Source organism: Zooshikella ganghwensis (assembly GCF_018263875.1).
In the GTDB taxonomy this organism is placed as follows: Bacteria; Pseudomonadota; Gammaproteobacteria; order Pseudomonadales; family Zooshikellaceae; genus Zooshikella; species Zooshikella ganghwensis.
In genome coordinates, this window is sequence record NZ_JAEVHG010000021.1 from 1 (window position 1) to 24,226 (window position 24,226).

The window sequence follows — 24,226 nt, forward strand, 5'->3', positions numbered from 1 at the left end:
GCCTATGGGTGTATGCGTTAACCATGCGTGTATCCCCACCCCCTATAACAATCGACATTTAATTTATTTATTTTATTTTTAATTAATTATTTTTATTTATTTTATTTTCCTATTTATTTTTTAATTAATTAATTTATTTATTTATTCTGCTATTTATTTTATTTTTAGTCGTTTTTTTGAAGTGCTTTGGGATTTATTAATTAAATTAATTCTATAAATTATTCTGGCTAGAGAGATTATATTTTTCAGTCAAATATCTGATTTATTGTTTGAATTAATTATTTTAATGTTGATTTAATGGTGTCTTTCTTTGGGGAGTTATCTGTGGGGGTGATCTTATATCAATCCATCATCCTGATAATATGTGATGTGTTTTTTTGGTAACTGCTAACTCTAAACTACAAGTGACTACTTTCAACGCAATACTCATAAACTCGCCACTATGGGGGTGCAAGCCTTTGTATTACTCTGGGGGTGTATATGATTTTACCTATGAGAATGTACCAATCCCTTGTTTTTCATTGCCAATTCATACCAAGATCAACAAAACCAATTGCCATTTGCCTATCTTCCATTTCCAGCTCTCCCAAGCCTTTCTAAGCCCTCATTACATGATACCCGCTCCAATAACCTCACAGCCTCAAATTACACTCTGAGAGCCTAACAGCTCCTCTGATAACCTATTTGGGCTTCCATTCTAAGATAGATAGGTCAACCAAGAAATCTCAATAAGTGCAATAGGTGCAACCTAAATAAGGGAAGCATCGTTAGGCCTGATATAATTGGATACCTTGCTGTTTTAAATAATTACCAAAAATGCGCGTAAAGCCTCGCCCAATGCGGGCGGGGAGTGTCAGACTAACACTTCACAAAACCACTTATTTTTGGATCAAAACGAAATTTGTCTATCAACTCTCCATCACACATTTCAGCAATTTGCATAATACGACGACCATACATTGGATGATATGCAGTAATAATAATAATATCCAAACTACGTTTCAGGTCTTTGTAAATTGTCTCCCAACGGGAAACTGATACTGCATCAGAAACAAGATCAGTTAAGCGCTCTAAAGCTCCCTGAGCTGTTTCTGCATGCATAGTAGTCGCTATCCCTCTATGTCCAATACTCAACATCTCATAAAACACTTTAGCCACTTGAGGGTTACGAATCTCACCACACAATAACCTATCCGGCATTTTCCTTAACACTATCTCCATCAATCCAGCAAAAGTAATTGCTTTACTTGCGCGAGGACAGACCAAAGGCTCATAATTCTCCTGCTTAATAAATAGCTCATGCGTATCTTCAACAGAAATCACTCGTTCATGAACACCTATAAATTCAGAGAGCATACGTAGCAACGAAGTTTTACCACTTCCCATTTCCCCACCAATAAGAAAAATTGACTTTTTTTCCATATGCATTTTTAAATAATCAAGTATTTCCTGATTGAACATACTTCTTTCAAGCAAGCCAGCACTTGTCAAAGGAGTCTTAGAAGTCAATCGAATGGTCATTGCATGTCCACGCGGAGAGATAGATTTATGCGTACAGTTCGCCCTACTATGATCAGGAAAGGCTATATCAACTACAGGTTGAGCTTCACCAAACTTGATATCGTTACCTAAAGTCTTAGTTAGCGAATGTATCAACCTAAATAGATGGTCTTCCGAGTCAAACTGTGCATTTGTTTTGATATTTTTCCCGCTTTGTCTCACAAATATTAAGTTGTAACGTACAACCATAATCTCTTCATTGCGACTATCTGCATATAGATCCAGGAGGGGGGCCATGTTATTCATCACCACCGACCAAAGTTGATCCCCTTCAGGTAACAGCCCAATAATAGAATCTCGCATCCCTGTCATAAGTAGTCCTCAATGAGTCCAAACTGGAAGAAATTGCGACCATGAATAGCACTAGCTTCAAATGTCGCATCTGTTTTTACCAAACTATTACCCTTGCTTTGGTAGTACGGCCAACGTGCTTGGTGAAAAAGTTTTTCATAGGTATCACGCATCACAGCATGCTGAAAGAGATAGATTACTCGCTGATAATGCCCCTTTTTAATATTTTGTAAATGAGATAAATAAGCGTTAAAAATCCATTTTGATGATTTGCGTGTTACCTCAATTTCATAAGCATTTTTACCCACCAGCAAGTCTGGTATTTTGATATTTTTACCATGAAGATATTTTTTAGCATTTTTAACTTGTAGAGGCTCATCAAAGGCCGCAGCAACCCCTTGTACTCGCGATTCATGCAAGTAAGTTGAGTACGCCACATTGTAAATTCTTTTTGTATCGGTAGGTGGAAATAAGTACTCCGCTAATTTTGCACCATTACTACCCAACCTATATAACTTGCGTGGTAATATTTTTTGATCAATAGCTTCAATGATGCGTTCTTTCTCTAGTTTACTAAAATAGTAGCCTTGTCCTAAGTGGTTTACTTTAAGTGCCTTTGACAGTGTAAATCGATCACTGAAACCAAACTGACAAAGCCACCACAACACCAATTGATTTTTTTCAGTATGGCGTGCACGCGTCATTAATTTTTCCATTTAGTCAGCTAATCCTTTTAGCTAGATATGAAAATAAGATACTACTAATTATCCTTAAAATATAATAAGTTAATAATAATATTATGTATTTATTTTATAAAGATTTTCATATAGCATTCTATATAATCTACTAATAAAAAGCTATATAAAATAATTGTATATTTTTTGACCGTTTACTCGAGTAAACAAGGACTTTTCTAACATGGACTCGATCTTAAATTCGCTTTTACAAGCATACTTTTACTATAGTCACTTCTTTATAGCTGGCTTTTTAAGTTTCATGATTATTTTTGGTTGGAGCAAAGTTCAAATTAGTCAAGATGACACGCTCTTAACTATAGGTTTAACCTATATACGTAGAGTGCTATATGGAGGCGTACTTTCACTGGCTTTTGCCTTTCCACTAGTACTACATGGAGTCAGCTATGCATTCAATCAAAATACTCAAGTTGCTTTTAAAATATGGTTTTTAATCAAAGAAAGTCTCTTAAATCATGTACCATTAATTTTATTTTCAATCGTTTGCCCATTGTTTATACGGCTATTATTTGTACGATTGATACACCCATACTTATCCAAGCTAAAACGCGATCTTGGAGTAAAACAAAGTGCAGATAAACAATCTGATATTAGAACATTAGAGAACCGCTACAAAACAAAACAATTTGACCCACGGCAATACTACAAAGAAGGATATTTTTTCTTTGGAGTTGACCAAGATAGCCAACCTATCTACCTAACAGATGAAGAGTTTAAAAAGAATCAATTAAAAATTTTAGGCCCAACTCAAACAGGTAAAGGGGTAATACAAGGCTGTTTGATCGATCAGGCGATTCGTAAAGGCTATACCGTCTTTTTTATTGATAATAAGCCAGACGACTTTATTATCGATATAATGCGCGAATCCTGTGTTGCCAACGGTCGGGCGTCACCAATTATCATGGACTTAAATGGATACGGTCCAGGTAAATATGAACCTTTTTTATCAGGCTCAGACCTTGAAGCCTTAAGCCGAGTGAATTATCTATTTAACCTCAATCCTACAGGCACCAATGCCGATTTCTATAAAGGTGCTGAACGTAAGGAGATGATCCAACTTATTAAACGTGGTTTATGGGATAAACGTATCCGCTCACTTAAGCGAATTTTCCTTAGTATTGACCCTCATGCAGAATACTCAATTGACCCTAGCAAAGTACAAAACTCAATTAATTTATTAGATGAGTTGGAGTTCCTGCCTTCGCTTGGTGCTAGACAAGATCGTGGGTTTAGTATCGAGCGCAGTATCCGTGAAAACCGTGTTGTATATATCCGAGCTAGTATGAATAACCGACTGGTGCAGCGTATTGCAACTATTATGATGATGGACTTTGTACAAACAGCAATGCGAATTGGTAAACAAGAAAAACACACTTACTTATGTATTGATGAAGCAAAGTTTGTCATCAGTGATGTTTTAGCAGATGGACTTGCCACTGTACTATCAAAAGGTGTAAATATTTCGATTGCTTACCAATCAATCAAAGATCTATTAAATTTACCAGACAAGACACTCAACGCTGAAGCGATTAAGTATGCCGTAGAAACAAACGCTAAAATTACCATGGTTTATCAAAATAACGAAAAAGAGACAAAAGAGTGGGCCGCTAATATGTCTGGAACACTTATTAAAACTATTAAAAAATCAGAACGAACTAAAACTAATTCAGCTGGGGCCGAAGTGTGGGAAGGCGAGTCTAGCTTGGGAAGTATAGAAGAAAACCTTATCACTGAAAACGATATTCAGTCATTTGAACCCCAAGTTGCAGGGTTATTCATACCAGGGAAACTGTCTCGTATTCTATATACCGCATGGGTACCAGTCCAAGAACTAAGAGGCATGCCATTAAGACCCTCCTCACAACCTATGCAACCTATGCAACCTATGCAACCTATGCAACCTATGCAACCTATTGTAAACCCAGCTTCACTGGCTCCTACCAACATAACTGACGAAAATGAAAGCGATGGCCAAGAGTCACAAGTAACGACAGGCATACCACATACTACAGAACCTGAAGTTACTACAACACAGAATAACACCGCCCAAGAACCTGTACAGCCACCCCCGATTAATGAAGAGGAGTTAAACGAATGGCTTAACTCTCTCACAGATATTGATAATAACCAACCAAGCAGAAATAATATCTCTTCTCAAAATTCAGAAAGTAGCCTCCAAAATTCAACAAATGTAGTACGATATGTAGAACTTTAAGCTAGTAAATATAAGGAGATAAGAGTATGGGAAAAGGCATTAGAATGTTGGTGTCCCCTCGGACAGCATGCATAGTTTAATTTTTATGGCGCCACATACTCACTGTATGTACTGTTCTAATGCCATCGGACACTGTAATATGAAATCAAAAATATATTTATGGATAACTACACTCCTCATTGGTATTCCTGTATTTTTATTATTCAGGGGGGTTGGTTATGAAAAGGCTTATGGTTACGCCTCTATATACGAAACAGTATTTTATACCCTTGTGATTATCGCTCCACTTATAACTGGGGCGTTTTCTGTAAACAAGCAAAATAGATTAAATTTTATAATTAGACTATTGTCTGCGGCATGGTTAACTGTACTGCTAATATATAGCAATCAAACATGGATGTTCTCAACATCTAAAATGCTCAACTATTTTTTAAGTGGAAAGTTTATTGAAAACCCATTGGGAATTATTGTCACTATACCTATATTATTATTCTATATTGCTATTTTTGTCATATTACGAAATGATATAGGGAAGTGTATCAAGCGTATCAGTAAAAATGACTCGTAGACTGAATACAGTTAGCTGCTCCTTACCCACTTCGCTGGATACCAGAAACCATAAAACCTACAATGAGGTTAGGTTTGCGTAAGGGTAATGCTCATTAGTAGTTATGCGGAGAAGTATAGATAGCGAACGACTTTACAGTATCCCCTCTGCTAGCGTGTATGGGTGGTTAAAAATTTTTGTTCGTCGGATAAGCGGCATCTGGTAACAGGTGCCGTCTATCCAACTACTAAAAATATTTCCACCACTGCATGCTTACCGAGGGGACACAAACAAACAGATAGGTGTCCTCTCGGTAAGCGTATGCCATAAAAAAATTTTCAAGTCCCGCACGCCTGCCTAGGAATATATGAGGGAAATAGTATTAGCACAGGCTATAGGTTATTTAGTACTGAGCTGTCGTAATAGGTATAAATAAATGGAAAAGTATCAGGTAGAAGTTTTCATAGATGATGTTCAGTACTACGTAACGATGATGCCCAAGTTCTGTCTTGAAGAGCTCATACTTTGGAACTTTGATGATTACTATACAGATAGTGAAGTTATAGCTGATGGTGGGCCACATATATCAATTGATATAAGTTTGGATCAACTAATAAGTGCTATAAAGACAAATGAGTTGTTAGATCTAGGAAAGGGTGAAAGGAGCAAAATTTTTGGAGATGTTTCTATGTATCAGGGAAGAACAGCTTGTGACACAGGGACATATTCAAGGTATATAACTTCATTATCTCTTAAAGCTCAACTCTTTGACTCATATGCCAAGTTTGAGTTTGTTGGAACAGCTGGAGAGTTATGGAGTGTACATGATGGTAGAGGTGGAAATGAGCCAAGCCATATTTCACTAAAACTTTGGTTTATTTTAAAAGACTTTCAAATAGATGAGTTTTTTGAGGATGAAGAAGATAGCATCAAATATAAGGAAAAGATATGTTATCTTAGATCTAAAAAGGATGAGAGTTAATTTGTAGTCTTCTTTCATTAGGTGTACTGACTCATATCTGATCGTATCGTATTCCCTCAGTAAGCGTGTGCCATTGAAATTTTTTTGGCACCACATTAGCTGCTGAGGGGACACGCTTCTTTTCTACTTCCGCACTTCGTGGCCGTGCCATCCTTAAACCTCCGTATCCTCTCGGCAACTATGTGTGAATGATTAAAAAAATTTTTGTTTTCACGCATCTTCACCGAGAGTACACCAATATCATGCATTTTAAGGGGTTGTTGTAGGTAGCATTTGGCATTGGTATTATCCGCGCTCGGCTAACATCCCTTTATTATTTTGCTTGTATTCCGGCAAGCAGTAGAAAATGAGTGGCCGTAATAGAATCAATACCAATATTGTTGAGTAGACGTATATATGAAGCACTTACTGCTAGTTTTAGCGCTTATGCCAATGATGGCGTTTTCAGGTTACCCAGATCTGACGAAGACCTGGCCAAGCAATCGTATTGCTGTGTGTTTTGAAGAAATTAAGCCGGGCTTGATTGCTGGTGGACGGAATCTTTACCAAGAGGCTAGAGATGCGGTAACGAATTCTTGGCAGGCAAACTCTGGCCTAAGTTTTTATGGCTGGGGCAAATGTAGTGCGAATGCTCAAGGCATTCGTGTCCGAATTGTAAGTGATAGTCCTTTTCCAGATCAAGAAGACATTATCTTGATTGGTGACTCGCAAGTAAACGCATTGGGCTTTGATATTAATGGGAAGAAGGCTGGTCTTGAGCTTTACGTTGAGCGCCAATGTGCTGCCGAGAACGAAGATGGCTACGACCCGAAGACTTGTTGGAAATACGTCGTTATACATGAATTTGGTCATGCGCTTGGATTTGCGCATGAGCATAATCGATCTGAAAAACACTGCTCTGATAAAGTAGAGCAAGGACCTGATGGTAGTATTTATTTTGGTGACTACGATAGAACGTCTGTAATGAACTATTGCAGTAGCAAATCAAGACGAACCGTTTCGCTCAGTGCTGGTGACAAGCGAATGGTAAGCTGGATTTATCGATCTTATCCATTTACTAACCAAAATATCATTGATAATTATTACTACCACTTTACTGGGAAGTTTCCGAGTGTAAACGATAGTGGTTACGTCTACTGGCAGGGTGAGCTGGCATCTCGTGGTTGCAATGAAAATACCTTAAGAGACATTATTTGGACTTTTGTGAATCATGGATACACCTTGGATGATAATAAAGCTCGATTTGTAAGCGCTATGTATCAGGCTGCGTTTAATCGCGACCTTACCGCGAAGGAAAAAGATGATCCATATTGGGTTAAAGAAATGATTAAGGGTGCTACGCGAGCTGATGTCGCTTATGCCCTGTTACACTCTGAAGAATTCACCCAAGTCTCTCAGAAAATTTGCGGGCAGTAGGCTTACACCAGTTACTTGAAAAAACCACCGCTTAGCGGCACTACTGTCCCACAGTTGTGCCGCTAAATAGAAAAGCCTGAATCCATCTTGGTAACAAGTTAGGCCAACGTTGTCGGCGACTTTTAGCCATTACCAATCATCAGGCTAAGTGTGTCCAAAATAAGTTCGTTTTTATGCTGAATAATTTTTGCGACAGAACCCGTAAAATTACTTGTCCAGTTTTAGGTTGTAAGCGTGATAAATTATTGAGTATATTTTCGAAAAAAGTTACTTGATAATACTTATGAAAATTGATTTCTTAATTTTACCTTTAGATAGCAGCTTATTTAATTCATTGAGTCATAGTGAGTTAGAAGCAGCGAATGCAAAGTGGTTAGAGGTTGATATTTGCCCTGGTTACCCATGTCGTGTATCGCTTGAAGATGCAAAAGTGGGAGAAAGATTGTTGCTGCTAAGTTATACACACCATAAAGCAACAACACCCTATCAAAGTTCAGGGCCAATTTTTGTGAGAGAAAATGCCATAACAGCTGAAACTAAAGTCAATGAGATACCATATATGCTTCGCCACCGACTTTTATCAGTCCGAGGTTATAGCAATGATGGAACTATGTTAGAAGCAGATGTTACAGAGGGCGATGAACTTGAGAAACATATCAATGGTATATTCCAAAATGCTGACGTTGACTATATCCAGATTCATAATGCTAAACCCGGCTGTTTCAACTGTACAGTGGTAAGGGCTTAGTGTGTATCCTCGACAAGCGTGCGGATTAAAAAAATTTGCTTTCAGGCATGTTCACCAAGGGAACACACATCAGTAAGAATTTTTAGAGGTACCCTTGTGCTTTTAGCCAAACATCATCACTAGATGATAATACTGATCACGATTGACAACCTCACCGCCCTGAGGGCAGTGATTCCCATAGATAGGCTACGATCGGTTAACAGCAGTGCATAATCGCTGCGCTCCTCCCGCTCTCGAAACACAAGTTATTAGGCGCAAAACGATAACAAGCTACGGGTACTTTTCTTCTTTTGATACTAGAGCCCACATGCCTACCGTGATAGCTTTATTGTGTATGACCCGATATATAAGCGCCCCTTCGGCCAACGTTCGTGGCTCCCCTGTATACAATACCAAATAAGAAGACATGCCTGATGTGTCATACGATGCATGATAGAGACATCAATGCAGCTGTAGCCTCGCTGGGCTAACAGTTTATGTTCAAGCCTTACGTTATCAAAGACAACAAAACAGTTTAAATGTGACGACGTTAGAACTATAATCCCTTTCCTTTACTTCTAGTTATCATCATGCTCAGTGAATATATCCTGCATAAAATACACAGTCTGGCTTTTATTTATAAAGGTATTTCTCAATTCTTCAGGTGTCTTTTGGTATATACATAACCGTTTTGTAAATCAAGAATCAAAGCTAGAAAATAACGGCTTATTGTTGTACTAAATAAATTTAATATCTTGATATTTTAATTATTTAGAAATAAAGCTTACTCCATAACTAAGGTTAACTAATGTATTTTTTTTTAAAACTAAGAACAGCCATATTGATTTTATTGTGCATTTTCTTAGCATCTTGTTCTACTTTACAAAGCCTTCCGCCAGATCAACAAGTTAAGTCCCATGGCTTAGTTGTTGCTGCTGTAATTTCAAACACTGTAGCAATAAGTACACTTCATGCACAATTAACAGGTATAACCATTAAATCATCAAGTGATGGTACAACATATAACTTATGGGTTCAAAAACCTCAATTTGGTTCTACACAAATATTCTCAGGTATGATTCCACAAGGAAACTATAAAATTATTAGTATGTATGCTGAATCACCTGTAGGAAGTAGTGGGTTTTATGGAGCTGCCAATCTTTTAGACTCTTTTACTGTTGAGCCAGGCAAAATAACAAACCTTCAAACAATAATATATCAACCTCTAGGAAATAGAGAAGTAACTTTAATTCAAGCAAATAAAAGTATTGATTTAGAAAGTTATACTAGGCAAAATTATCCTTTACTTGCAGATCTTTTATTAGAGAATGGCTCACATAATGTCTCGTTTAAATCTAAGTTTCCATTAGAAAAAGCAGGAGTTGGAAGTGCCACCAATCAAGGGTTAATCGCAACAGCCTTAATAATTGCTTCAGAAAGTGCAAGCAAAATGAAAAAACAACTTCAATGGGATAAAGTGCATTCAAATAAAGACTTAGTTAAACTAGCAAAAAAATCTACTCTTACCCTTAATAATGTGTTTATAGATGACGATAACAATGCATACTTTGGCAGTAAACTAGGACAGGTTCTTACACGAGACAGTAAAGGTCATTGGAACTATTTAGATACTGGTTCTATTTATGAGGTTTTATCAGTCTATAAAGATAGTGATGGGCTTTATGCTGGGCTTGAAGATGGCCAAATAATAGTTACTCGTAACAAAGGGCTTTCTTGGGATTCAATAAACACTAGTACAAAACTTGGCCCAATCGTTCATATCTCAAAAACCGCTTCAAACCAACTATTAGTAGTGACTAGGGAAGGGGGCATTCCCAGCAACGTAATAAATGTTTATATGGTCTCAAAGGATAATACTGTTAATCAAATAAAAAGTGTTAATCAAAGTACAAATACTTTATGGACAATGCAACCAAGCTACTTTAAAAATATTCATGCACGAACAAAAAATAAGCTCTTTATTGCAAAAGATGCCTCTCATATAGAAGTGTATGATTTACCAAGTAATCAGTGGTCCACAATTGAATCAAAAGATAACTTTCAGTTGCTTAAATCAAATAACAATAGCAATACTCTTATCCTTGTGGATCTTATGGGATTAACAAGAAACCACTTTATTTCCAATGACGAAGGTAAGTCTTGGAGTTTAGTTAAAGCCCCTCATATGTCATCAAACCTACATTTTAGCGATAAAAATAATGGGTATGGAGTAGTGATTAACATGGGTATTTTGTCATCAAGTACTGGTATAATAAAAACTGTGAATGGTGGAAAAAACTGGCAAGAGTCCAAAGAGATGACTGAGAATTGTGTAAATATGATCGTTATTGATAATACTGAAGAAGTATTATGCTCCACACCTTCAGGAAAAATCATGAGCACAAAAGATGGAAACTCTTGGTTAATAGAAAGAGCTAACTATTAAATAAGGCTATAAAACCCTCAATTAAAAGCAAAAACCCACACTTATGTGGATTTTTGTACTTATACTCAGAGCGGTGAAGTTAAAGTGGTTTTATCATGTCCCCTCAGCAACTGTGTAGGTGGTAAAAAAATTTTTGTTCTCACTTACCTTCACTGAGGGGACACTTTGTTTTTATAATAAAGCGAATACTCAGTAGCATCACTTAAGACAAATATGTTGGTACATCCCCCTAGATAATCTAGGGGGACAAAGACTTAAAAATCAAAGCCAAATTGACCATCATCCGCAACAGTTATTGGAGATTCCTCCTCACACTGATAGGCCACTACAACGCTAGGCTTATCGTCTAGTGATTCTGATGTATCCAATATCCGCACATCATCAGAGACAAAAGCTGGATTTTCATAGTTCACAATGACTTGCTTTACCTCACACCTCAGCGAGTCACCATGAATTACTTGCAAGACTTTTATATCGCACTGATGAATCAGAACATGCGCCATAATTTGCACTGCACACATCTTCGTACAAATACGATCAAGGTCGATAGCCGTCAACGAAAGATAACGTATTAGCTCAGGTGCTTCAGCCTGGATAATAGACATCCAGGCTAATAACATCACACCCGAACCACACGTGGGTTCTAGGATAGACACCTCCCCTCTTTGCTGAGCAACCGCTTTAAGCTCATCCAGCGAAAATTGCATTCTCGCCATCATTTCAGCCAGCGGAAAAGGAGTGAAATACTGCCCCATACCTTTTCGGTTGTAGTTGTTACTGATTTCCAGATAAAGCACACCTAAAATGTCGTCGAAGGGATGGGCAATCACTGCCTTGGCATAATCACCAGAAACCGCATACAGTGCTTCACGACATAGTTCAGGGGGAATATCCTTTTCAGGGATACGACGCCCCAGGGATGCTAAACAATCATCAAGTAACCAATCAAACCACTGATCAATCGTGTATCCATGCCTTAAATTTAGTGCTAAAAAACGACTCACAAATTCTTGAGTTTTCATCACTACACCTGTGTTGTGTAGCGATAATTTCATCGTCCATTGACGATGAAACCATCGCCAATGGACGTTAAGCACTTTACAGCTAGCCATTAAGTGCTATTGCTAGCACTCATGAATCTGCCATAACTATCCGTAAACTTCAATTATTTGTTGCACTTTTTTTATCTGTGTTCTTTTTAAAAACCCAAGTCAAAACATCTTTTTTATCTACGATAAACTGAATATTTTCTTTTTCAGTTTCTAAAAAATACTCCTCACCTAGTCTTGATTTAATCATGATATTTTTAAGTACACAGTGCTCACCCTCTAATGTAATGTCGACTCCTGCACTTTTAATTGCCAAGCAAGAGTCCTTTTTAATAACTAATTTTTCAACTTGAAAATCTCCAAATTTGTATATTTTGTTAACTGCTGAGGGTATAACACCCCACTTTGACAAGTAACAAAAATACATAACTAGGATAACAAAGCCTGCGAATACAATCATTCCGAAATCTTCTTTAACTTCTCTAAAACTAATAGCAACAATGTTATATACAACAAGAGCAAGTATAAATAATACTTTATCAGAATCTTGTAGCTCTCCATCACTTAAAACTATATCAAAAGGAACAGCATATAAAATTACTGAAATTATAGATCCAACCCATATAACAAGTGAAACCACAACATCGTTTTTCTTAAAAACTTTAGTAAAATATTTTCTTTCAGGTTTTTCATTTCTTGATACAAATACATATTGATAGCTTATTAAAAAAATAGCGGCTTGCCAAAAAAATAGTAAATATAAACTTGTATATAATGCAATACCAATACCTAAGAAGTGGGCTAGTGTATAATAAAATGCTAATATCGCTAGTTTACGATCTTTTTTCTTATGTTGCGACTTATCTCTATTCCAGTACCTGTGTTTTTTGATACGCCTAATACTTGTAAATAAATTCCATCCAAAAGAGGGTAAAAGAAAAATAACTGTTAATATGAATAGGACCCAAATACCCGCTACAGCGGCACAAGTAACTACTGCCAAGTAAGACTCTAATTGAAACTCTGGTGTATACCCTATAGAACTCCAGTAAATAGTAAATACACCAAAACCTGTAACCAAAAATATAGATAGAAGTACTTTAATGACATTCTCATAAAAATAATTAACTAATTTTTCTTTATTTATCATACAAGTCCTTTGAACGAATAGTACTGCCTTTAAAAAAGCTATTTAAACCAGTGATATGTATACCCTGGTTTTACAACATCTAACGTAGGATTTAAAAGTGAAGATAGACCTTTAAGGGAAATAAACGTTCCCCCTAAAGGTGGCATAACGAGGACTAGCTCTTAACTCTTCTTGATGGTCTGCATCAACAAAGGAGCTGTGGAAGAAGGCTGGGGCGGTGTAGGATGAGATTCTACTGGCTTCTGAGGGCTTTCTTTGGCGCTTTCAACGACACCTGAAGGGTTTGCTTGATCCGCATTTAACATGGTCAGAATCGTCGCTAACGCCCGCTCAACAGGTAAGCCTCGATCATACATATACAGCACATCGTTGAGGATACCCCACTGATCAAGGATTGCGCCTGCTGCACTGAGTTGACGTAAACAGGCCATTTTATTTTTAGCCTGCTCACGCTTTTCATACACCAGTTTTTGTTTTTCATCATCCAAATAGAGGTCCATTGGACACTGGACTTTTTGGACTTTCTTCGTATTCGCCACAGATCACCTCTTATGCTGTCGCAGGTTCAGCGACATCCGTTACATCCGTTGTTACTGGCCCAAACACCGCATCAATCGCTTGATCAATGTTAATATGTTGCGCTTGGTCTGACATAAAAGTCATTATTTTCAGTAAACCACAGGCATTTTCAAATTCGACTTGTGACGTATCTTGATTGACGTAAGGTAATGCTTCAAGATGATCTTTGAATACATAAGCACCACCACCCACAATTTTAATTTCATTCAGCTGACCAAAATTGTGTTTCAGGCGCTTTGTAGCCTCATCCACGATATCCCGTGCAACTCGAGCCACTGCTTCTGCGACTAAATCACTGACATCCACTTGCTCTGCACCGTTCCAAAAGCGCTTGGTTTCGACAATATCACTTAATACTGAACGATGCCGTTTAGGGTCAAAGTAGTCTACATAAGTTGGGTATTGGCGAACTAATAATCGATACAGTTCATCATTAACATTTAACACACCCAAGGGAATCGTTTTCGCGGTGCTCGGATCAAGTTGGAAATGTTTTTTAATAATGCCGATTTCTGTAGTACCACCACCAATATCCAAATACCCTACAGCATTATGCTTTTCGTCCACTTGGCCTTCGTTATCACATACCGCATTCACGTAGGCTGAAAACATTTCAGCAAAGCAAGAAGCATGAGTGACATTAGCTAATTGATGATTTGGATTATGAGGCTGTATAGGTACCTGCTGGAATAATCCTGCTCGTTTAGCAATTAGCTCATGATTTTGCTCAAATAAGCCAGTTTGCTGATTTAGCTTAAAGTAGGAAATACCCCGCTCATGCACTAGTGGTAAATTGGTAGCTAGGGCTAAAGAGCGGCCACCTAGTCCAGCTAACATTAACATCGCATGCCCTAAGACAGCGATAGCATCTGACGTTGCCCCCCGCGAAAATAAATCAATACTGTCACTACACCCCTTCTCTACCGTGTAATACTCTTTGCCACGCACCAAAAAAGAATATTCTTGCGATTCAGCAGCCGGTAATCCCATACGCATATTGGGACCACCACTGCGCACATGGCTTGCAAGTTTATAACACATTATTTGTCGTTGACCGCTCTCATCTCGGCCCCACAGCGCCAGCTTTGTATAAGAGTTGCCAACATCAAGTCCAACAGGGATCAGGGTATCAGTCATATACATTACCTGTAGTTTACCTAGCTATTCTATAGTCTTTATTAATGAAACCTTGATGACTAAACCGCATTCACGGTTACTCATAACAGGCTAAACATTTAGTATAACTATACTACAACTTTCATATGTTTTTCACTATATTTTAATTAGTTTAATCTAAAACTATTGTATGAATATTGCTATTTTTATATACTACATGTTGAAATAACTATAAATATTAACCAAGTATTAGATATAATAAATACAAAAACTATATGGAAATTATATGAAAGATATGGATAAGCTACATTCAATTCCTGTTGAAAACATATACCCAGATACTCAACAAGATCGCCAAAATATTGATCAAAAAAAACTCGAAGAACTTGCAAGCAGCATTCGTACATCACAGCAAGTCTTCAGCCCATTGAGTGTGAAGCCTCATCCATCTGAAGCAAACAAGTTCATCCTTATTGGTGGAGAGCGTCGTTGGCGTGCAGCAAAACTCGCAGGTATGCAACAGGTTCCTGTTATCGTTCGTAACAACGATGCCAAAGCTAATAGCTTAGAAATGCTGATTGATAACTTGTTACGAGAGGACCTCTCTGGGTATGAACTTTCATACGCTCTACAAAAGCGTTTAAATGAGGGTTGGACTACGAGTGATCTGGCGAAACATTTAGGCAAAAGCAAACCATGGGTCTCGAAATACACATCTATCTTTAAATTAAATGAGCGTATTCAAGCGCTATATAAAGAAAAAATCATTACTGATATTAGTAAATTACAACGACTAGCAAAATTACCAGAAAAAACCCTAAATATTGCATTAAAAAAGATACGTGAAGGAGAAAATGCTACAGAAGTTTTAAAGGTTTCAGAAAATATAGCAAAATACCCTGAACCCTTACAAGACGCATATGCTGACTGTGCCATTCAAGATTTAAAATTACTAAAAAAAGCATCTAAATTAGATGATGACGAACTAGATGATTTTATAAAAAGTGCCCAAAAAGATAATTCTAGCGAACATTTATCAGAATTTTTAGAAGAGCGCATTCCATCAAAAACGTCCAAAAAGACTAAAGCTCACATTGCCTTACAGTTGAACTTACACACTGCACGTGAACTCTTGAAAGATCTGCGGTATGCTGCCGAAAGCATTGCTGAGATGGATTTACAGCAGTGTGAAGCAACACTAAATGCCTATTTATCAGAGAAAGCTACAGGTAGTGCTTAAAGATGAGGAAACATCTAAAGTTCAGACTAGCAAATGACGTTAGTTGTAGTATCTACGATCCGAGCATTTTCAACAATTCTGAGCAGCTGTCAGTTAAGACAGCTGTTGAGGCAATCGCTTCAATTTTGTATAACTTGAACAATGCAGATCCGCTGATTAAGCAAGTTACTCTCAAAGCCCAGGATATTATTGATAATAAGATTCACTATGACTTGCTAACACCACTCACAGATAAACTCAATGAGTTAAAAGGCTTGGCAGATACCAGCCTTGCTCTTGAACTAGTAAACAGCTCTGAACCGCATGAATATGTGCTTCAAGGTAAATATAATTACCCAGTTAATAACCAAGTCATACGCGCTATGTTAGTGTTTGACCAAATCATTGACCAGCTATTGTACTTACAGGCCACAGGGGTATTTTCTTCCAAAGTGTTTTACCGTGAGCGTAAAAACATCATGAAAATGCCTCGTCGCTTTATTTTGGACATACTAACACTGGCTAGACGCTATCATGACAACAAGAAAAAAAGGCTCGCCACCATCGAGGCCGCCGCTTGAGCGGCTAGCCACTGCTGATGATTACATACCCTCAACATTAGGAGGGTATGTCCTATCTTTTGATGATCGAATGATACCTGGTGTATGGACAGAAGATCCCAAGCAAGGGGCTGAAGAATATAACGCTTGGGTGATGAAAGCGGTTCAACAGAAAAAATACCACCAACAAGTACAACAGCTATATGATCAGTGTATGGAGCAACATGACTATAGCACAGCTTTCTTTTTACACTGCATACATGCCCATGATCCAAAAGGCTTTATAAAAGTACTCAATACAAAGTACAAGCTGTACGCTGAGTTAATTCAATGGTATGACGGAAAAGCCCTTGAAGAAGAGCAGCTGATAGCCTTAAAACAGAAGTTCTTATTACGATAGAGCAGATCTAGTTACAAATGAATTTTTTGAAAATAGTAGTGAGTTCACTACTTATGCAGTATAATTGACTTGTTTGATGCGTCGCAAAGCAAAATGTCTCGCAAACCTAAAAGGCCAGTGTTTCAGTACACTGGCCTTTTTTAGGCGTCTTCAGTCCCAGATTCAAACTTAAATTTGCCCGCCCAGCCAAAGTCATTTAGTTCTTCAGCCGTAGATCTATTTTTTAGTTTTAGCTCATCAACATGTTTACCTGTGTTGTCAGCATAAGCTTGATTAAGTTTAAGTTGGTTCATTTTTTTAGCACGAAACACCTCTAATGAACCACAAACATATGACAATACACGACTTACTTCTGTAGTTAAGCCTCTACTACGAACAAAATCATCAATTAAACAGTCCGCCAGATTTCGATCATACTCTTCGTCATAATGTGGGTTTTGCGCAAGTTTCTCAAACACTGCTTCTTTAAGCTTATCTGAGGTCCACTCATCTTCATTGACTGTCGTCCACCAATTCCAGCCCTTTTGAAGATATGCTTTTAACCTTCGAATCCACATGTCACGAGAGTGTTTTTTACCTGAATTGACTTCAGTAAATTGTGGCAATTTATAATCTAAAAAATGTTCACTGTACTTCTTAACGAGGTTACTTCTAATAGTTGGAGATAATAAGTTCTCAGAAAAACTTACTTTTTCGTTAAGTTTCTCTTGAGACTTATAGTTACCTTGTGCTTGATATGTATCATACTCCGTTTCAAATTGTCCAACGGACTTGGCTGTTTGGTTATAATATTGAGAGCTTTCTTTTCTAGAAATTTGTTGTTCATCTTGTTTAGAATGAGATTCAAGCTCAACAAGCCTATACGGTTTATCTACACTTTCTTTTTCATCTATTTGAATATAAGCTGAGACAACATTCCTATTCTCTTTATGCTCTATAACTTTAAGATCAATTGCAAATTCATCAGAGATTCTAGGTAGATATCTAGTGAGATTATTTCTTTTGAAATGCGCCCATTTTACTTCACTATCACCTAAATGAAATAAATCATACCAGCCTTTTACTGGCCACTCAGGAGTTTTTCCTTCATAAAGATTGTTATATATTATCTGAGATAATAATAATTGCTTTCCCCTTAGATTTTTCAAAATATTTTTGTCATAAATAAAAATATTTTTACTTTTTATCAGGGGAGTTAATGCAGCTATGCTTAACTCAAAAAAATTACACCCTTTGTACAGATCTTTATTAACATGAGAGTTCCATAGCTCTCTAATTACATAGGTTATGGAAGAAGGTGTTGCTGTTTTTCCAAAGTCAGTAAACCTAAACATTGGACTTTGATGGATATTAAGTAACACCTTCTCAGGTATAAACTTATGCTTTCTTACAAGAGACTCTTTTATCTCCAAGAAATCACAAATTTTTTGAGAACTCCATTGGAAAACAACTTTCTTTTGAAAGTCATTCACTAGAAACTCAGGGCTTTTTTCAATTTCCAAATTATCTAAATTTACAAAGAACTCTCCAGACTGAGTAAAGTTATAAAAATAGTTATATAAGTCATCCCCAGCTTCTACTTTATATATAAACTTTTGTACTAGTTCAGCTATTTTACTTTCAATGCCTAACCAAGTTCTTATTTCATTACTAGTAAACTTTTCCCACGCTCGACGACAAGACTCTATTAAATCAGGGTCAGTAACCTCTTGTAGACTTTTTAATAAAGTAGGTGATGCAGGTAGTAAGATATACTTACGTGACGCTGATATGTCATTGCTCATAAATTAACCTTTACGGTTTAACTCTTCTTGACATAGTGTAACCAGCAGTTCTCTACCTGTTTTAAACTTTCTTAAAGACTTAACTTTACTAATGAGCTGAGCTTCATTAGTAAGCAGTAGAGCTTGAAATGTTACTTTGTCTTTTCGGTGGTTGTTATAGTGTTTATCTTTATTCGACATTATACAAATATACTAGCTGTGTGTAATTAGTATACTATACGTCATGACGTGCCTAATGTCAATCCATGTATTGTTTAAATTTTATACAAAAATTTTTGGACCTAATATATATATATAAATATATTTATTTATTTTGTTTCTTTATTTATTTTTGTTTATTAGGAGCATTCTACAAATTTAAACAAACCAAACCACTGAAACTTTAAGTTGCTTTGATATTTTTGAAGTTTCAAATCCCTTATAACTCTCGACATGGCTTAATCCCTACGATATAAGACGTTTAGGTTGTAATTTAATACCCTATAGGCTCTCCAAAACATTGATCAAGTATGCGTGTAATGTTGTATAGCTCCAATTAAGCATATAAGGCCGTATATAGAATTTTAACTATTACCCTTTGGGGGAGGTGTGACTTGAATAAAAAAGTTTATTTGCGGGCCTCACGAGGGATTTAAAGTCTGCTTGATTCATGGGTTTCATCAAGCAAGGTGAATTATCTGATGTTGTATATTAATACTGTCGATCAATTTGGTGGTAAAACCAGTAGTTCATGGATCAGTTTGGTGGCAAATCCCCAGTCTCGTGGATCAATTTGGTGGTAAATCCCCAGTCTCGTGGATCAATTTGGTGGTAAATCCCCAGCTTCGTGGATCAATTTGGTGGTAAATCCCCAGCTTCGTGGATCAATTTGGTGGTAAATCCCCAGCTTCGTGGATCAATTTGGTGGTAAATCCCCAGCTTCGTGGATCAATTTGGTGGTAAATCCCCAGCTTCGTGGATCAATTTGGTGGTAAATCCCCAGCTTCGTGGATCAATTTGGTGGTAAATCCCCAGCTTCGTGGATCAATTTGGTGGTAAATCCCCAGCTTCGTGGATCAATTTGGTGGCAAATCCCCAGTCTCATGGATCAATTTGGTGGTAAAACCAGTAGTTCATGGAGCAATTTGGTAGGTAATTTTAAGTTTCGTGGATCAGTTTGGTGGCAAATCCCCAGCTCGTGGATCAATTTGGTGGTAAAACCAGTAGTTCATGGAGCAATTTGGTAGGTAATTTTAAGTTTCGTGGATCAGTTTGGTGGCAAATCCCCAGTCTCATGGATCAATTTGGTGGCAAATCCCCAGCCTCGTGGATCAATTTGGTGGTAAATCCCCAGTCTCATGGATCAATTTGGTGGCAAATTCCCAGCCTCGTGGATCAATTTGGTGGTAAAACCAGTAGTTCATGGAGCAATTTGGTAGGTAATTTTAAGTTTCGTGGATCAGTTTGGTGGCAAATCCCCAGCCTCGTGGATCAGTTTGGTGTTAGGAGAGAAAAGCCTTGTTTCTCGATGATGCTTTAAGGGCCAACTCCAAATATTTTGTCAGTTAAGGGCCAGATACCCCACAAATTTTCTCGGTTAAGGGGCAGGTACCCCACAGATTTTCTCGGTTAAGGGCCAGATACCCCACAAATTTTCTCGGTTAAGGGGCAGGTACCCCACAGATTTTCTCGGTTAAGGGCCAGGTACCCCACAGATTTTCTCGGTTAAGGGCCAGGTACCCCACAGATTTTCTCGGTTAAGGGCCAGGTACCCCACAGATTTTCTCGGTTAAGGGCCAGATACCCCACAGATTTTCTCGGTTAAGGGCCAGATACCCCACAGATTTTCTCGGTTAAGGGTCAGGTACCCCACAGATTTTCTCGGTTAAGGGCCAGATACCCCACAGATTTTCTCGATTAAAGGTAGCCCCTAAGAATACTTTTGACAGAGTGCCTCTGTTATATGAGTGACACTCACTGAGCTAGAGATGAAAGCAGTGATGACACCTACCAAAGTGCTCCATGAAACTGGGTGATACCTACCAAAGTGCTCCACGAAACTGGGTGACACCTACCAAAGTGCTCCATGAAACTGGGTGATACCTACCAAAGTGCTCCACGAAACTGGGTGACACCTACCAAAGTGCTCCATGAAACTGGGTGATACCTACCAAAGTGCTCCACGAAACTGGGTGACACCTACCAAAGTGCTCCATGAAACTGGGTGATACCTACCAAAGTGCTCCACGAAACTGGGTGACACCTACCAAAGTGCTCCACGAAACTGGGTGACACCTACCAAAGTGCTCTACGAAGATGGGTGATACCTACCAAAGTGCTCCACGAAACTGGGTGACACCTACCAAAGTGCTCCATGAAAATGGGTGGCACCTACCAAAGTGCTCCACTAAACAGTGGATTTACCAAAAATGCGCATAAAGCCTCGCCCAATGCGGGCGGGGATATAAGCGCCCTGCCGTAAGGCTGGTATAAGAATTAGTAAAACCAGTTGTTTTTTTACTAAACGTGTTGTATAAAAAAATGGTCAGTAACACGCACTTATAGCTGACTGAAAGTGTGTCACCACCAATCAGAGAGATAGATACAGTCTCTCTGATTGAGAGCAACTGTATCCTATCTCACTTATCGTGAGTAAGGATGCCCACATGAATAACTCATTCACTCAATTTAATAACTTTGATTGTCTGAAAGATCTTAATTTAACTGCTGAAAAATTTGTTGAAAATGATGGCTCATTAGATAAATTTTTGTCTGACAGAAATTTATACCGGCTGATATTTGAAGCAAAGCAGTTATTTCTTCAACCAAGTGCATTTCAGGAATTCTGTTATGAGCTTTACACTGCAAGATGTGGCCAGTACTTGATTGTAAAGCACTTACACAGCAGAGATTTGATTGTACTTACTTCTCCTAGTGGTGAATCATTAAGGTTCACGCAAGTAATAGATGCTCTATCTCGCTTAGGGATTGTGCACAATTCGCTGTCGTCTTTATAGGCTGACTGCAGATGAATGAGTAGCTTTAGCTGCTCATTCATCAATACGTTACTTTGTGTGATAGCTGGCAGATTAAGATGATTCATTAATTTCGTTCAAGAAACTTAATAACTTCTTTGATGAGGTAGCAGATAGCTCTATCTGATTGTTATCAAGATTAAGGATTTTGCTGCCTGAATGAGTAGTGAAGAGATCAATTTTAGTTGAGGTTATGACGGAATCATCAAAATTAACTATAACGCTATCTCTATAAACAAGCTGAGATGGATCTTTAACAGTAGTAAAGGTTAGAGTAAATGACCTATTTTTAGCTGTTTTTAAGGACAACTTATGTATAGATTCAATGCTTGAAGGTTGCTCATTTAAAAGTTTATCTAGTTGAGCTAGTAGTTCGCTAATGATTTTAGATGGGATATTTCCTCCCTGTTCATCATTTACCCTAGCTTTGTACTGGTAAATAGACTGCCTTTGTACATTAAGGTATGCAGCAAGGTCAGTGTCTGACTTTATTCGTAATAGCCGCTTAAGCTTGTCAATAATTTGTGCGTTACTATAAAAATTCATATTGTTTTATTTACAAACGAAATGTTATGTATATAATCTAATGGTTATAAGGATATGTATCAAGGACTGTGCTATGGATCTAGCTAAAATAACCACAATCAGCATTGGCGCTTGGTCCTCACGTATAGCGTCATATTTACTTTCAAGCTATTTTGCATATACGTTTGTTCAAAATTTAGGCTACTTAGCTATTGTCTTAGCTTTGCTCTTCATTTTGGTTACAGATTTAGCATGTATTGAATCCTTAAAACGGCTTATTTTGAGGCAAGAAAAGACAACAGTTGATGTATTTGTTTTTGTATTATGCCTTGGGATTAGTGTGGTGACTATAAGTGGGGTTGTTACTTCTGTGTCACTGAATGATCACCAGCAACACACCATGGTTAATGAGCACCTCCAAGTCTTAAATGATAAGATTTCAGCGCGTACGGATGAAATTGAACAGCTCAAAAAAGAGCGGATTATATATACGGCGTCAGAGAAGATCCGTTTAGAAGTAAATGCTAGGAATGGCAAAATCAAAGTGCTTACTGCTGAAAAAGAAGCTCTACAAGAAGAACGACTGAAGTTATTGAGTGGTAGTACACCACAAATAGATGCTTATCAGGGGATTGCAATAACGTGGGCTGCTTTCTTACCTATAACAGCACAACAAGTAAACTTACTGATGGGATTGCTGGTAGGATTGGTATTTGATTTCTTAAAGCTAGTATTTATTGTTTGGCAAACTAAAGCAAGATGTACAGCATCAGTTATTGATGAACCTAGCAGTAATACATCGGATAGTGATAAGACTAAGATCATGGGGTACCCTGAACTAGCTTTGGCTTCAAGTCAGCCAGCTGCTAAGGTGGCTCAGCATATGAAACCTAAGACTAAAGGTGTTCTAACTGCAAGAAATGGAGTGTCAGAAGAAACCATTGAAAAAGCAATTGATGTGATTCAACAAAAGGAAATTACTAGTGGTTTTCATTCTAAATTAAGGGACAGCTTAGCAATAGCGGATGCGAAAGCTCGTCAGTTATGTCAGGAGTTAACCAATCGCCAAATTTTAGAGCGAGAAGGTAAATATTATAGGTTAGGGCCTGCTTTTCAATGCTTGGTGGCTGCATAATGAAAGGTAACATAATATTTTGTTGTTCAATCGAAAATGCGTACCTACGTGCAAGCAAGGTGAAGTGGTGTGTGATCATACCCGTATTAAGTTAAGCTGTACGACACGTACATTGCAGTGTTTAAATTGTGGTAAAGAGATTGATCCCTTTGATCACTGTTGGCGGCTAGCTGAAAAAGGTGAGCAAATCATGGTTGATATTCGTCATCTGAAAGCTGAGCGAGATAAAATAGAGCGTGAACTTGAAGAATTACGAGTGAAAAAAAGTGAAATAGATAAGTCATAATTTATTGCAGAGTGTAGATAAAATTCGATAGAATACGGTGTTATTCGTATAAAAATAATCTATATCACCGTACTCTAATAAGTTGTAATAAGGAAGTTAACTAGATTATTGCTTACTCTCTTGAAGTAAGTAGTGAGTGTGATAATAAGACTTAATACCACGCGCTAGCTCACTGTACAGCGAATAGGAGTCATAAACTGCGTCCAAATTAAGGTGTTCCAGGGAGTCGAGAGAAAGCCGTATTAGCTCGCGAATGACCATGGAGCGATTGATCACTTTGGGGTCACAGTCTTCGTTGACGACATCAATAATGTATTCTTGCAAGTCGTCAATCATTTCTTGTGGCAGGTGAAACGTGATGAGTTTTGCCATGGTTCATTCCCTGAATGGTTAAAAAAGGACGTGAAAAAGGAACCTATATAACTCCTTATATAATATAGGTTTGACGAAATCATACTGAATATTATTTC

Annotated in this window: 23 protein-coding genes; 13 read left to right on the forward strand and 10 right to left on the reverse strand. The window is 37.7% G+C overall.

The annotated features are described in order from the left end of the window. Window positions 1-858 precede the first annotated feature (858 nt). Together KHS79_RS21365 and KHS79_RS21370 are read right to left on the reverse strand one after the other, a co-directional pair. The gene (locus KHS79_RS21365) at window positions 859-1,872 is read right to left on the reverse strand and encodes an ATPase, T2SS/T4P/T4SS family (protein ID WP_212721896.1); all 1,014 of its coding nucleotides are present in this window, start codon (window positions 1,870-1,872) and stop codon (window positions 859-861) included. Further along, window positions 1,869-2,567 (reverse strand): hypothetical protein, encoded by a 699-nt coding sequence (locus KHS79_RS21370; protein WP_212721898.1) that lies wholly within the window; start codon window positions 2,565-2,567, stop codon window positions 1,869-1,871. Before KHS79_RS21370 ends, KHS79_RS21365 begins: the two co-directional genes overlap by 4 nt. A 202-nt stretch (window positions 2,568-2,769) precedes the next feature. On the opposite strand from KHS79_RS21370, the gene KHS79_RS21375 reads away from it, so the two are divergent. From KHS79_RS21375 to KHS79_RS21400, 6 genes are all read left to right on the forward strand, one after another. Beyond that, window positions 2,770-4,821, forward strand: a complete 2,052-nt coding sequence (locus KHS79_RS21375; protein WP_212721900.1) for a TraM recognition domain-containing protein — start codon at window positions 2,770-2,772, stop codon at window positions 4,819-4,821. Between the two features lie 139 nt (window positions 4,822-4,960). Continuing rightward, the gene (locus tag KHS79_RS21380) at window positions 4,961-5,389 is read left to right on the forward strand and encodes a hypothetical protein (protein WP_133296228.1); all 429 of its coding nucleotides are present in this window, start codon (window positions 4,961-4,963) and stop codon (window positions 5,387-5,389) included. 415 nt (window positions 5,390-5,804) lie between these two features. Further along, the gene (locus KHS79_RS21385) at window positions 5,805-6,350 is read left to right on the forward strand and encodes a hypothetical protein (protein ID WP_212721901.1); all 546 of its coding nucleotides are present in this window, start codon (window positions 5,805-5,807) and stop codon (window positions 6,348-6,350) included. A 396-nt stretch (window positions 6,351-6,746) separates the two neighbouring features. Next, the gene (locus KHS79_RS21390; protein WP_212721903.1) at window positions 6,747-7,766 is read left to right on the forward strand and encodes a DUF4214 domain-containing protein; all 1,020 of its coding nucleotides are present in this window, start codon (window positions 6,747-6,749) and stop codon (window positions 7,764-7,766) included. Between the two features lie 283 nt (window positions 7,767-8,049). After that, complete coding sequence (locus KHS79_RS21395; RefSeq protein ID WP_212721905.1) at window positions 8,050-8,514, forward strand: DUF1203 domain-containing protein; 465 nt, start codon at window positions 8,050-8,052, stop codon at window positions 8,512-8,514. Between the two features lie 787 nt (window positions 8,515-9,301). Further along, window positions 9,302-10,939 (forward strand): WD40/YVTN/BNR-like repeat-containing protein, encoded by a 1,638-nt coding sequence (locus KHS79_RS21400; protein ID WP_027709591.1) that lies wholly within the window; start codon window positions 9,302-9,304, stop codon window positions 10,937-10,939. Window positions 10,940-11,193: 254 nt separating this feature from the next. Here KHS79_RS21400 and KHS79_RS21405 read toward each other — a convergent pair whose 3' ends face one another. From KHS79_RS21405 to KHS79_RS21420, 4 genes are all read right to left on the reverse strand, one after another. Next, window positions 11,194-11,961: an N-6 DNA methylase gene (locus KHS79_RS21405; RefSeq protein WP_212721907.1), complete on the reverse strand. Its 768-nt coding sequence runs from the start codon at window positions 11,959-11,961 to the stop codon at window positions 11,194-11,196. 139 nt (window positions 11,962-12,100) lie between these two features. Next, window positions 12,101-13,138, reverse strand: coding sequence for a hypothetical protein (locus KHS79_RS21410; protein ID WP_212721909.1), 1,038 nt, complete (start codon window positions 13,136-13,138; stop codon window positions 12,101-12,103). A 161-nt stretch (window positions 13,139-13,299) separates the two neighbouring features. Then, a complete protein-coding gene (locus KHS79_RS21415) occupies window positions 13,300-13,677 on the reverse strand; it encodes a hypothetical protein (RefSeq protein ID WP_212721912.1) in 378 nt (125 codons plus the stop codon). A 10-nt stretch (window positions 13,678-13,687) separates the two neighbouring features. Continuing rightward, window positions 13,688-14,854, reverse strand: coding sequence for a ParM/StbA family protein (locus KHS79_RS21420; RefSeq protein ID WP_212721917.1), 1,167 nt, complete (start codon window positions 14,852-14,854; stop codon window positions 13,688-13,690). A 265-nt stretch (window positions 14,855-15,119) separates the two neighbouring features. Here KHS79_RS21420 and KHS79_RS21425 point away from each other — a divergent pair, with 265 nt between their 5' ends. The 3 genes from KHS79_RS21425 to KHS79_RS21435 are packed head-to-tail and all read left to right on the forward strand — an operon-like array spanning window position 15,120 to window position 17,012. Then, a complete protein-coding gene (locus KHS79_RS21425) occupies window positions 15,120-16,073 on the forward strand; it encodes a ParB/RepB/Spo0J family partition protein (protein ID WP_051311684.1) in 954 nt (317 codons plus the stop codon). 2 nt (window positions 16,074-16,075) lie between these two features. Further along, a complete protein-coding gene (locus KHS79_RS21430; protein WP_027709587.1) occupies window positions 16,076-16,633 on the forward strand; it encodes an AcaB family transcriptional regulator in 558 nt (185 codons plus the stop codon). Next, a complete protein-coding gene (locus KHS79_RS21435) occupies window positions 16,587-17,012 on the forward strand; it encodes a hypothetical protein (RefSeq protein ID WP_212721931.1) in 426 nt (141 codons plus the stop codon). Before KHS79_RS21430 ends, KHS79_RS21435 begins: the two co-directional genes overlap by 47 nt. A gap of 140 nt (window positions 17,013-17,152) precedes the next feature. Here KHS79_RS21435 and KHS79_RS21440 read toward each other — a convergent pair whose 3' ends face one another. Then, entirely contained in the window at window positions 17,153-18,796 is a 1,644-nt protein-coding gene (locus KHS79_RS21440) for a hypothetical protein (protein ID WP_212721933.1), read from the reverse strand. Window positions 18,797-18,799: 3 nt separating this feature from the next. Beyond that, window positions 18,800-18,976, reverse strand: coding sequence for a hypothetical protein (locus KHS79_RS21445; protein ID WP_157365546.1), 177 nt, complete (start codon window positions 18,974-18,976; stop codon window positions 18,800-18,802). A 979-nt stretch (window positions 18,977-19,955) separates the two neighbouring features. Between KHS79_RS21445 and KHS79_RS21450 the strand changes: the two genes are divergently transcribed. Then, on the forward strand, window positions 19,956-20,315 hold the full coding sequence (locus KHS79_RS21450; protein ID WP_212721936.1) for a hypothetical protein: 360 nt from the start codon (window positions 19,956-19,958) through the stop codon (window positions 20,313-20,315). A gap of 1,126 nt (window positions 20,316-21,441) precedes the next feature. After that, on the forward strand, window positions 21,442-21,792 hold the full coding sequence (locus KHS79_RS21455) for a hypothetical protein (RefSeq protein WP_212721938.1): 351 nt from the start codon (window positions 21,442-21,444) through the stop codon (window positions 21,790-21,792). A 72-nt stretch (window positions 21,793-21,864) separates the two neighbouring features. On the opposite strand, the gene KHS79_RS21460 is transcribed toward KHS79_RS21455, so the two are convergent. Next, entirely contained in the window at window positions 21,865-22,356 is a 492-nt protein-coding gene (locus KHS79_RS21460; RefSeq protein WP_027709867.1) for a hypothetical protein, read from the reverse strand. 73 nt (window positions 22,357-22,429) lie between these two features. Here KHS79_RS21460 and KHS79_RS21465 point away from each other — a divergent pair, with 73 nt between their 5' ends. Together KHS79_RS21465 and KHS79_RS21470 are read left to right on the forward strand one after the other, a co-directional pair. After that, window positions 22,430-23,470 carry a hypothetical protein gene (locus tag KHS79_RS21465; protein WP_212721940.1) on the forward strand — a complete coding sequence of 347 codons (1,041 nt, stop codon included), beginning with the start codon at window positions 22,430-22,432 and terminating at the stop codon, window positions 23,468-23,470. Window positions 23,471-23,537: 67 nt separating this feature from the next. After that, window positions 23,538-23,756 (forward strand): hypothetical protein, encoded by a 219-nt coding sequence (locus KHS79_RS21470; protein WP_212721941.1) that lies wholly within the window; start codon window positions 23,538-23,540, stop codon window positions 23,754-23,756. 105 nt (window positions 23,757-23,861) lie between these two features. Here the strand turns inward: KHS79_RS21470 and KHS79_RS21475 are convergent, their stop codons facing one another. Beyond that, the gene (locus tag KHS79_RS21475) at window positions 23,862-24,128 is read right to left on the reverse strand and encodes a hypothetical protein (protein WP_212721944.1); all 267 of its coding nucleotides are present in this window, start codon (window positions 24,126-24,128) and stop codon (window positions 23,862-23,864) included. Window positions 24,129-24,226: the final 98 nt, after the last annotated feature.